Raw genomic sequence first — 11893 nt, 5'->3', positions numbered from 1 at the left:
TTTCCCCCAGCCTTTCATGATATGATAATAAAAACAGCCTGATTTTTCGAAAGGAGCGATGATTCTATGACGAATCTTAATATTCCGGTTGGCGTCTCGGATTTTTCTCAGATACGTGAAAATGGATATTACTATGTGGATAAAACGGGACTCATTTCGGAATTATTAAAGAAAAGCACAGCAAACGTCACGCTGATTACTCGCCCCAGACGATTTGGAAAGACGCTGGCTATGAGTATGCTGGAACATTTTTTCGATATTCGACATGATAACCATTCGTTATTTCAAGATTTGGAAATCAGTCATGAATCAGCTATTTGTCAAACATGGATGAATCAGCGTCCGACTCTTTTTATTACCTTTAAGGATGTAGATGGGATTACATTTGACAGTGCTTTTGATATGCTGAAATTTGTCATATCCCAGATATGCATCGAATACTCTTATTTGGAGCAAAGCGATGCCGTCAGCGATGCATATAAAGAGATTTTTAAACGACTAAAAAATCAGACTGCATCTGCAACAGATGTAAAGGGTTCTATCCTGATTTTGATGAAAATGATGCAGGCTTATTATGGGAAGACAGTTATTCTTTTGTTGGATGAATACGATGTTCCCGTTGCGAAAGCAAGCAGCAATGGGTATTATCAGGAAATGCTGGAAATCATGAAAGCAATGATGAGTACCTCATTAAAAGATAATTCCAGCCTCTGCTTTGCGGTTGTGACAGGATGCTTGAAAATTGCTAAAGAAAGTATCTTCACTGGAACCAATAATTTTGTTTCGGATACCATCACAGATTCTCGATTAAATGAATATTTTGGCTTTACACAAAACGATGTAAATCAGATTTTAAAGGAATCCAATACTGCCGAATATTCGGATGAAATTAAAGCCTGGTATGACGGTTATCATTTCGGATGCTTTGATGTATATTGCCCGTGGGATGTGATGAATTATCTTCGGGATCTTCAGCATAATCTTTCCATGAAGCCTGAGAGTTATTGGAAGAATACAAGCGATAATGCAATTATTCGCTCTTTCATTGATTATGCTGGAAGCAGTATCACAATGAAATTGGAAAAATTATTGTCCGGCGGATATATTTTCCAAAAGATTGAAGAAAATTTAACCTATGATTATCTTCATTCTTCCGAGGATAACTTATGGAGTATTTTATATTTAACCGGTTATCTGACGCGCGTTCGAGAGATGGATATTCAAGAAACTATTCCAGATGGAACAACCGCGTTGATGATTCCGAATAGGGAAATCAAAGATATTTTTGAGTCAACAATTATAAAATGGTTTAACGAATCAACGAAGCATTGGAACCGCACAGAATTATTTCATGCGGTATGGGATGGAAACAGCGACAGGATGACGGATGAGATGAATAAACTTTTAAGAAAAACCATCAGTTATCATGATTACCGAGAAGACTTTTACCATGCATTTCTGGCAGGTATTTTTACTGGTGCCGGTTATGTGGTGGAGTCGAATAAAGAGCATGGAGAAGGACGAAGCGATGTGATTGTCTACGACTCTGAAAATGGACAATTGGCCCTTTTTGAAGTGAAATATTCCAGCACGCTTGACCAGATGAAACAATCCTGCCAAAAAGCACTTGCCCAGATCGATGAAAAAATGTATGCAAAAGAATTTGAGGATTCCTATGATAAAATTTTGTGTTATGGAATTGCTTTTTTTAAGAAACGCTGCCTGGTATATTTGAAAGATTGAATTAGTAAACGGTACAACGTTCGACCTTGACAAAAAGAGGACTCCGCCACCTCAGACTTCTCTGAAGTGACGGAGTCCTCTTATATCAAGCTATCAGCTTAATGATTCAGATTTGAATTGGATGTCAAATCACATCGGCCGCAAAAAGAGGATTTCTCAATCAACATCTCTTTTTACTGCCGCCGTGACAAATAACTTGCTTTTCATTTTTTAAATTCTAAAATTTTACATTCATGTTTTCGCGTCTTTAAATCATAATTGATTCCAACCAGCAGCATATTTCCTGAATAATCTTCCAGATTCTGGAAATATTGTTTTTTTAATATCTGGTGAATTGCGCCTTCGGCCGATTTGTTCCATTTTAGTTCGACAATCAAAGCTGGCTTATCCGGAAATTCTTTTCGCGGTAAATAAACTATATCTGCAAATCCAGATCCCGATGGAAATTCACGATAAACCTGATAAAAGTTTCTGGCAGCGTAGAGTGCCAGTGATACAGTATAACTCAGTGCATTTTCATTATTATACTGTAAATGGGATGTTTCAAAATGAGCCTGTTCCATATAGACAGCTACTTTTTCTTCATCTTTTCTCCAGATAGCATTAAGTAAATCAGCTGAGTTTTTTAATGCTTTCGAGACCTCTCCCCATTGAGAAACCGAAACCGCATTTACAAACTCTCCACGGATTTCATTATTCGGAATAAAAACTGATTTATGGCTGAAATCGTATCCAAGATATCCCAGATGAATCAGCAAAGTCAGGACATCATCCTCGCTGTGAAATGTCGTCATATCATTGCTGAAACTGCCTGTATTGACCGGTACCATTTCTCCGGCCATCATGCTGAGAACGTCGTCTTTCAGCCCATCAAAATTCATGTCAATATATCCGCGCAGTGCCTCAAATGTTTCGGTCTGGTTCCAATAAGAATCGCAGATACCAGAAGTCATAGCAGCCACAACCGAACGCGGACTGTAAATAGAAGAGGCTTTTTCAAAGCGATATCCATCATACCATTCTTTGATTTCTGCCAAATCCATTTGATAATCTGAGCAGAGGCAGCGCACCTCATTTTCTGTGAAACCGACATATTGCGCCAGAACACCTGGATTTGCCATCGAGAATTCATCAAACATATTGAGCGCAGAATGGGTACCGTATTTTTTTATTGGCAATATTCCTGTCATATATGCCAGATGTATATGTGCCTTATCCTTTAGAAAATCACGAAGAAAATCCAGATATCGTTCCTGAGCCGCTTTATCTTCTGCGTATTCCCTAAAAATACAATCCCATTCATCAATGATTATAATAAATGGCTCATTTGTTTCAGCATAAATTTCCTTCATATTTTCCGTCAGATCTAATTCATCATAAAAATCAATCGTTGGATATTCACGGCGAATTTCTCTCATGAGTGAACGCCGGATCCGCTGAATCAATTCTTCTACATTAGAGCTTCGACTTAAAAATTCCTGGATATTTAAAAATATAGTTGTGTAAGTGTTTAAATATTTTTTATAATCTTTTGAACAGCTGATTTTTCGGTCTTTAAATAAAGTATCAGACTGACATCCCTTACTATAATAAGCAGCCAGCATATTGGCTGTAATGGATTTTCCAAATCTCCTTGGGCGGCTGACGCAGATATTTTTCTGGTTTGTTGCCAGCACACTGTTGGTATAAGAAATCAGCTCTGTTTTATCTACATAGATCTGAGAATGCACCGCTTCTGAAAAAGCTGCGTTTCCGGGATTTAAATATATACCCATATGGCTCCCTCTCTTTTTAATAAAACTGCACGTTTATCACACATCATGATAATTTGTTGTTTTTATTATCATATCATGAAAGAATCAGTGAAACAAGACTTGGAAGATATGCTTAAACTCAAAATGATAGTACTGCAGAGAGTTTTGCATATTCTATTCTTTAACTGACAGAGGGCAAATGCAGTCATACAGACAGGCTTCATTTACATTGCGACCACATAAAAAACTCCGCCATCTCGAAACACTTCGAGGTATCGGAGCTCTTTTTACTAAAAAAGAAGCGGCATTCCAGAAAATATCCTGAAATACCGCTTCTCAATTATCCTAGGTCAAATGACTAATCGAATAAAATTCAGATTAATTATTTGTTTAATCCTAACCAACCTTCAACAGCCTTAGTACCAGCCAGATTTGTGTAGGTATAAATATCGTCATCATACAGCTGGATGAACGGTACAGATACGATCTGATCCTCTGTAACAACATCTTTACCAAACTGAGCCTCTGCATCAGCAATCAGATCCTCAGCTTTGATTGTCTTACCGCTAGCTAAAGTAACGGATACAACTTTCTTGCCGCTGATCTCTACTTTTACATCATCCTCAGCGATGCCCTTGTTCTCGATGTCATACTTCTTGGAGGTCTTCTGAACTTTACCCTTGGTATTGGTCAGATAGATATCTCCATCATAGTAGTACAGTCTGTAGTCATCATCTGCATCCAGTCTCTTACCGTTGAAGTACAGATAATCATCTTTCAGACCATTGTAGCCAAGACCATTCTTACCATTCTTGGTGTTGAAGTAGAATGTGTAATCATCATCGTCGTTCTCTACAGATGTTACGCGGCCAGTCTTCTGATAGCCGTTGGCATCGAAGTAGTAGAATCCGCCGTCAGCCTGGCAGTACTGTAAGCCATCCTGCATCTGACCTTTTTCGTTGAAGGAGAAGTATTTACCTTCAATTTTGATTCTCTGAACGTATACAGCTCCGTCATCATCGTAAGTAGCGAAGTCTTTGGAACCGCCATCAGCGTATTTAACTTCACCGTCATCGATGTAGTACCAGTCTGTATCACCATCAGCATCCAGATCCTCAGCGCCGTCGATCTGATACCAGCCGTTACCTCTGGAACCATCTTCAACTTCGTTGTAGTATCTCATTACGCTGGTTGTAGCTAATTCGCCCTTAGCAAGGTTACCATCAAGCTGTGCGTTGGAACCCTGTTCAACAGCCTTACCATCAATCCACTCGTACAGCATCTGACCGTGCTCGTTGAACATATAGTATTTGCCGTTGATTTTCTTCTTGCCTGTGTCATGATATGCTTTACCAGAAGACTGGAACCAGTACCAACCCTCATCATCACAGTTGTCATCTTCAGAACAATCAAGAACTACTTCCAGATCATCATCATCATCCAGATCGTTCTCATTGTTACCGGATTTCTCAAGCCACAGCCACTGAGACTCAGCTCTCCAACCTTCGTCCTCAGTACCTAAGTAGTATGCGTTGCCGTCTTCCTCGTGCCAGCCATACTGCATCTCACCATCTTCGTTGAAGTAGTAGGTCTTGCCATTGATCTTCTTATCTGTATCGGTAACTTTTTTACCTTTGTTGTTGAAGTAGTACCAATGCTCGCCGCCGTCTTCCGGATCATCTTCATCCTCATCAGCCATGGTCTTTTTCCACTCGTTGGTCAGCATATGACCATCTTCAGCTACATAGTAGTCATCATCTACCCATGTATCTGTCTCCATCTCACCATCTTCGTCAAGATGGAACCATTTACCGCCATCTTTCTTCCACTCATCGGTTACCATCTCATCATCGCTGTCATAGTAGTGCCAAACTCCAGCGTCATCTTTCTCCCAACCAGCTGCGAAAGAAGTCATGGAAGCACCCATAGCGAGTAAAGCTGCTGCAGAAAGTACTGCAACTAATTTAGTCTGCTTTCTCATAATTAATGCACTCTCCTTTTTACTTTTTGAAATATTTTTCTCGAAATCCTAACTGCATTACCAGGTCATTATACTTCGGATATGGAAAATTATCAATAGTTTTTTTACAGAATTTCCAACTTTTTATTTTGAAGTGGAATATTGTCTGTATTTCCTATGTTTCTCTTCCCTGTGAAGTACTGCCTTTCTCCGATACATCCACATTATAATACACGTTTTTCCAAAATACCATAACATTTATCTGTGCATTTTCTTACGGATTTTTTACGAAAATTCTTTATAGTTTCGTAATTGTATTTATATTTGTACAATCCTGTTTTAACCGCTAAAATGCCTGTATTTCCAGTATTTTTTACGTTTCTTATTTCCCACAGACCACCTTATCAAGCCTTTCGTCACTGTTCACGCATACGTGCCCAGTAACAGTCTTTATTCTCCCCCCGCAGCATTGCTTTTTCCGTTTACTTTCTCTGTGTTTATGCTATAATGTTCATATATCACTTTTGATTTTATTTTTTGAACATGCAACAACTAGAACCTATTTTCACTCTTATCCATCTATAATGATGACGAAATACGTGAATATATAAGAGAAAAATAAAAGAATTTAATAATTCAGGAGGTTTTATATGGATCGCTATGGACTGATCTGCCGGAGTTTCTATGAGAATCCGGATGTGACCCAGCGGGAGCTTGCTTCGATTTTGAATCTTTCCCTGGGGACTGTGAATAAATTGCTTGGGGACTGTCTGGAGGAGGCATTCCTCATGACAGATATGGATACGGGGAAATATCTGCTGACCGAACAGGGGCTTAAGTATCTGGAACAATTTAAAGTGGATGGCGCCGTCATTACCGCCGCCGGGTTTGGCTCCCGGTTTGTGCCGCTGACGTTTGAGACGCCGAAGGGGCTTCTGGAAGTGTTTGGCGAGCGGATGATTGAGCGCCAGATCAAGCAGCTCCATGAAGCGGGGATCACGGATATCACAATTATCGTCGGTTATTTAAAGGAAAAGTTTGAATATCTGATCGACAAATATCAGGTCAAACTCCTCTATAACCCGGAGTACGCCACCAAAAATAATCTGGCTACGATCTACCATGCCCGCGAGCTGTTCCGCGGCCGCAATATGTATCTGCTTGTCTCGGACAACTGGATTCGAAATAATATGTACCATAAGTATGAGTGCGGCGCGTGGTACTCTTCCGTTTACATGGACGGTGAAACGTCTGAGTGGTGTCTTTCTTCTAATAAAAAGGGACGCATCACATCGGTGCAGGTCGGTGGGCATGATTCCTGGGTCATGTATGGACCTGCGTTCCTCTCGCGTGATTTTTCCAACCAGCTGATTCCGCTCATTGAGGAAGCCTATCATCAGCCTGGCACAGAACAATGGTACTGGGAACAGGTTGTCGTCGATCATATCAAAGAACTGGATTTTTCGATGAACTGCCAGCCGGCGGATCAGGTCTATGAGTTTGAAAACCTGGAAGAACTGCGCCTGTTTGATCCGAAATATCAGAATCATTCGGACAATGCCGCCATGCAGCTGGTCGCACACGTTTTCAATGTAAAAGAGGAAGCGATACACAACATCCGCTGTCTCAAATCTGGTATGACAAACCAGTCGTTCCTGTTTGAACTGGATGGAAAACATTATATCTGCCGCATTCCGGGTCCGGGAACAGAATTTCTGATTAACCGAAAAGAGGAGGAGGCTGTTTACAAGGCGGTCACACCGCTTGGCATTACCGAACATATTTTGTATTTTGACGGAAAAACCGGCTACAAGATCGCCCAGTATTATGAGGGCGCTCGGAATGCGGATGCAAAGAACCCGCAGGAGATGGCCGCCTGCATGGAGATGCTGCGGAAGCTGCATCATTCCGGCGTGACGGTTCCGCACACGTTCCGCATCCGGGAACGGATTGATTTTTATGAGAAGATCTGCCGCGGACATGAGGAAATGCTGTTCGAGGACTACCCGGCGGTCCGCGCCCGGATGAATGAACTGATGGATCGGCTGGATACACTGGAACGTCCTTGCTGCCTCTCCCATATTGACTCAGTTGCGGACAATTTCCTGTTTCTGCCGGACGACTCCCTGCGTCTGATCGACTGGGAGTATGCAGGCATGTGCGATCCGCTCATTGATATTGCGATGTGCAGTATTTATTCATATTATTCACAGGAAGAGCTTGACCACCTTCTGGAAGAATACCTCCAGCACGCCCCATCAGACGAAGAACGCTTTGTCACGTATGCCTATGCGGCGCTCGGCGGTTTCCTGTGGGCGCTCTGGGCGGTCTTCAAGAGTATGGAAGGACGCGAATTTGGCGATTACACGATCGTGATGTACCGGTATGCGAAAAATTATTATCGAAAAATTGTTTCCGAGGACTTGTTAAAATTGTAATATTTCCGTTAGGTATTTTACATTTATCTATGTTATACTTATAAAGTAATTTGATATGATACCAGGGTCAAAAGGTCAGAAGTTCGACGCAAGCTTGCTTGCAGGAGAATTTTTGACCTTGGAACCCGCCAAAAACATGAGTAGGTAGCCATTTTTCAAAGAAAAATGAGCGAATTACGAATGTTTTTGAAGATTGCGGGAGCATATAGTGCGGAGCAATCTGGTATCAGAGGGGTCAAAATGCCTTTTGACCCCAACATCTTTGATATTAATTTCTACTGTAATCATAAATAACGATAAATCACATTGCAAGGGGGATACGCGATGCGGAAAAGATATGCAAAACTGCTTGGGCTTGCCTGCCTGATCGGTGCCATGGGGCTGCTTCCTTCTTCCCAGAGCCGTGCGGCCGGATGGCTGAAGGACGGAAACTACTGGTACTACATGACCGACGACGGTCAGAAGCATACCGGATGGGTACATATCGGAGAGAAATATTATTATATGGATGATTCGACCGGCAAGATGGTGACCGGATGGCGTCAGGATTCATCCACTTCCGCCTGGTATTATTTCAACCAGAGCGGCGAGATGATGACCAAATGGCAGAAAATCAACAACTACTGGTACTATTTTAACCAGTATGGTGTGATGCAGAAGGGCTGGCTCCAGCTTGATACGGTCTGGTATTACCTGGGTGAGGATGGACGGATGTTTACCAACTGGCAGAAGATGGACAACGGCACCTGGTACTATTTCGGCACGGACGGGGCGATGCGGACTGGCTGGCAGAAGGTAAACAGCACCTGGTATTATCTCGACGAAAATGGAAAACTGCTGACCGGTTGGCAGCTCATCAAAAATGAATACTACTATCTCCATGAGGGCAAGATGCTGACCGGTTGGCTCAATGACAGCAACGGAAACACCTACTACATGGACAAGACAGACGGCAATATGAGCCGCGGCTGGAAGCAGATCGACGGCACCTGGTACTATTTCAATGAGTACGGACACCGCCAGAAAGGCTGGATTAAGGTATCCGGCACCTACTATTATCTGGATGAGAACGGTAAAATGGCTTCGAACACAACCCTGACGATTGATTCGGTGAAATACACCTTTGCCAAGAGCGGTGCGTGCCAGAATCCACCGTCCAGTCTCTCCGGCATGAGCGACAGCTATTTTGACCCAAGTGCTTCACAGGGAACAGGGACTTCGTCTGGCAGTTCTTCTTCAAGCAGCACTTCGGGGCCAAGCGGAACGGCTTCGAACAATTCCAATTCAGGGACCTCCAGTTCAGGTAACACCAACAATTCGAATAGTTCCGATCATTCGACCAGTTTTACTGCACCGGGAAGTTCCAACAGCTCCAGCTCGTCAAATGGTTCTTCGTCGGGCACAACCGTTCCGATTCCTGGAAGCGGCTACAGCAGTTCCACTTCCACGCCGGGCGGGACTTCCAGTTCGTCAGGCTCTTCGAATAACCAGACAAACAGCAGTTCCACCAGCGATACCGGCAATGTACCAAGCCGCATCTACAGCAACGGCACGACTTACACCGCACCGACGACATCAAGCTCCAGCTCGTCAGGCTCTTCGTCAAATTCATCCGATAAACGGATTAACGGATTTACCTCCAATCAGGGCGATACGATTCAGGAGGGGCAGACGCAGGGTCCTGGGCGGAAATAAACCGTATTTGCAAAATATATAAGTGTTGTTAAAAAAAGATTTTGACCAACGATTCATAGCCTATATCGATGGTCAAAATCTTTTTAATTAAAATCATACCTTCTAAAAGCTGCCTACACCTCAAACACCAAATCCCCATAACTCGGGAACGGCCATAACTCTTTATCTACCAGCATTTCCAGCTCGTCTGCCGGTTTACGGAGAGCTGCCATCGCCGGGCATACCTCATGCAGATAGGCGAATGCTTTTTCTTTGTTATCCTTAATCGCAGATGCCTTTGCCAGGATATCTTTGAGTGCCGCCAATGCCACCTTCATCTCTGAAAGTTTATCAGAGGTCTCTAAAAGCAGTTCTTTCTGGACACTGACATCGGCCTCCTCACAGGCAGTCCGGACGGCTGTCAGGGAGGAAGCAAGCTGAGTCGTATATTTGACAACCGCCGGGATGATCTGCTTGCCTGCCATGTCGATCATCGTCTTCGCCTCGATGTTAACAGTCTTGGAATATGCCTCATACTCGATCTCGGCACGGGATTCCAGCTCGGTCCGGGTGTACACGCCAAATTCTTCAAAGAGCTTGATCGCTTTCTCGGTCCGGATTGCCTCGACAGAATCGATACCCGCTTTCAGGTTCGGGAGTCCACGGCGCTCTGCCTCTTTAACCCATTCCTCAGAATAACCATTTCCGCTGAAAATGATACGGCGGTGCTCTGCAAACAAACGCTTGATGATATCATGGACTGCGCTGTCAAAATCATCGCTGTTTTCCAATTCGTCCGCAGCCTCTTTAAACGCTTCTGCCACGATCGTGTTGAGCACGACGTTCGGGGATGAAACAGAATCCGAAGAACCAACCATACGGAACTCGAATTTGTTACCGGTAAACGCAAACGGTGAAGTACGGTTGCGGTCGGTTGCATCCTTGACGAAATCCGGAAGTGTCGCTACTCCCGTCTGAAGTACCTCGCCCTTCTTAGAATGTGCGGCTTCGCCCGTGCTGCACAGCTGATCGATAACATCCTCCAGCTGCTCGCCCAGGAAAATAGAGATGATCGCTGGCGGCGCCTCTGCCGCACCCAGACGATGATCGTTGCCCGGAATCGCGGTGGACTCGCGCAGCAGATCCGCGTGTCTGTCAACTGCTTTCATGATGCACGCCAGAACCAGAAGGAACTGTACATTTTCGTGCGGCGTCTCGCCCGGATTCATCATGTTGATGCCGTCGTCGCTCGTCAGGGACCAGTTGTTGTGCTTACCGGAACCATTGATTCCGTCAAATGGTTTCTCATGCAGCAGACAGGTCAGACCGTGATGTCCTGCGACACGCTTCATCGCCTCCATGACCATCTGGTTGTGATCGACTGCCAGATTGACCTGACAATAGGTTGGCGCTAATTCATGCTGTGCTGGTGCAACTTCGTTGTGCTGTGTCTTTGCACTGACACCCAGACGCCACAGTGTCTCATTTAACTCTTTCATGAATGCACCGACTCTCGGACGGATGCTTCCAAAATAGTGATCATCCATCTCCTGCCCTTTCGGCGGCATCGCGCCAAACAGGGTACGACCGGTGTAGATCAGGTCTTTTCTCTGTAAATATTTGTTCTTATCAACCAGAAAATACTCCTGCTCCGGTCCCACATACGGAATCACCCGGTGGGAAGTCGTATTTCCAAACAGGCGGAGAATCCGGAGTGCCTGCTCGTTGATTGCCTGCATGGAACGCAGCAGCGGTGTCTTCTTATCCAGTGCTTCGCCGCGGTACGAACAGAATGCAGTCGGTATGTAGAGTGTCACGCCCAGCGTATCTTCCCGCAGGAATGCCGGGGAAGTACAATCCCAGGTTGTATAGCCGCGTGCCTCAAAGGTGGAACGAAGTCCGCCCGACGGAAACGAGGATGCATCCGGCTCGCCCTTAATCAGCTCTTTACCGGAAAACTCCATGATAACGCGTCCGTTGGAATCCGGTACGGAGATAAACGCATCATGCTTTTCTGCCGTAATGCCGGTCAGCGGCTGGAACCAATGGGAATAATGCGTCGCACCGCGCTCGATCGCCCAGTCTTTCATCGCGTGTGCGACAACATCTGCGATGGACGGATCCAGCTCAGCTCCGTCTTCAATGGTTTTCTTCAGTTTTTTGTAAACACTTTTCGGAAGGCGTTCCTGCATCGCCTTGTCATTAAACACATTTTTTCCGAAAATTTCCGGTACATTGATAATCTCGCTCATTCAATCCCTCACATTAATATGAAAACAGACCGGACCGCCGGTATGTATATCCGCGTTGCGAAATGTACATCC

6 protein-coding genes are annotated in these 11893 nt (G+C 44.2%); 3 read left to right on the top strand and 3 right to left on the bottom strand.

Annotation, left to right across the window (positions count from 1 at the left end):
- The first annotated feature begins 66 nt into the window (after nucleotides 1–66).
- Nucleotides 67–1743, top strand: a complete 1677-nt coding sequence (locus DW739_RS11235; RefSeq protein ID WP_107001443.1) for an AAA family ATPase — start codon at nucleotides 67–69, stop codon at nucleotides 1741–1743.
- Nucleotides 1744–1946: 203 nt separating this feature from the next.
- Here DW739_RS11235 and DW739_RS11230 read toward each other — a convergent pair whose 3' ends face one another.
- Entirely contained in the window at nucleotides 1947–3518 is a 1572-nt protein-coding gene (locus DW739_RS11230) for an AAA family ATPase (protein ID WP_107001442.1), read from the bottom strand.
- A 361-nt stretch (nucleotides 3519–3879) separates the two neighbouring features.
- On the bottom strand, nucleotides 3880–5478 hold the full coding sequence (locus DW739_RS11225) for a glucan-binding protein (RefSeq protein ID WP_118472622.1): 1599 nt from the start codon (nucleotides 5476–5478) through the stop codon (nucleotides 3880–3882).
- A 629-nt stretch (nucleotides 5479–6107) separates the two neighbouring features.
- Between DW739_RS11225 and DW739_RS11220 the strand changes: the two genes are divergently transcribed.
- Together DW739_RS11220 and DW739_RS11215 are read left to right on the top strand one after the other, a co-directional pair.
- Nucleotides 6108–7895 (top strand): phosphotransferase, encoded by a 1788-nt coding sequence (locus DW739_RS11220; RefSeq protein WP_107001440.1) that lies wholly within the window; start codon nucleotides 6108–6110, stop codon nucleotides 7893–7895.
- A 324-nt stretch (nucleotides 7896–8219) separates the two neighbouring features.
- On the top strand, nucleotides 8220–9590 hold the full coding sequence (locus DW739_RS11215; protein ID WP_118743074.1) for an N-acetylmuramoyl-L-alanine amidase family protein: 1371 nt from the start codon (nucleotides 8220–8222) through the stop codon (nucleotides 9588–9590).
- Between the two features lie 113 nt (nucleotides 9591–9703).
- Here DW739_RS11215 and DW739_RS11210 read toward each other — a convergent pair whose 3' ends face one another.
- Entirely contained in the window at nucleotides 9704–11821 is a 2118-nt protein-coding gene (locus DW739_RS11210; RefSeq protein WP_118472619.1) for a glutamine synthetase III, read from the bottom strand.
- Nucleotides 11822–11893: the final 72 nt, after the last annotated feature.

The organism is Clostridium sp. AM28-20LB, assembly GCF_003480665.1.
GTDB classification, from domain to species: domain Bacteria; phylum Bacillota; class Clostridia; order Lachnospirales; family Lachnospiraceae; genus Otoolea; species Otoolea fessa.
The sequence above is the reverse complement of the archived record's forward strand: the minus strand, read 5'-3'. Positions and strand labels throughout refer to the sequence as shown.

What these genes read in the sequence shown, in the direction of transcription:
- DW739_RS11235 (WP_107001443.1), top strand. Translation starts at nt 67, where the DNA reads ATGACGAATCTTAATATTCCGGTTGGCGTCTCGGATTTTTCTCAGATA.
- DW739_RS11230 (WP_107001442.1), bottom strand. Translation starts at nt 3,518, where the DNA reads ATGGGTATATATTTAAATCCCGGAAACGCAGCTTTTTCAGAAGCGGTG.
- DW739_RS11225 (WP_118472622.1), bottom strand. Translation starts at nt 5,478, where the DNA reads ATGAGAAAGCAGACTAAATTAGTTGCAGTACTTTCTGCAGCAGCTTTA.
- DW739_RS11220 (WP_107001440.1), top strand. Translation starts at nt 6,108, where the DNA reads ATGGATCGCTATGGACTGATCTGCCGGAGTTTCTATGAGAATCCGGAT.
- DW739_RS11215 (WP_118743074.1), top strand. Translation starts at nt 8,220, where the DNA reads ATGCGGAAAAGATATGCAAAACTGCTTGGGCTTGCCTGCCTGATCGGT.
- DW739_RS11210 (WP_118472619.1), bottom strand. Translation starts at nt 11,821, where the DNA reads ATGAGCGAGATTATCAATGTACCGGAAATTTTCGGAAAAAATGTGTTT.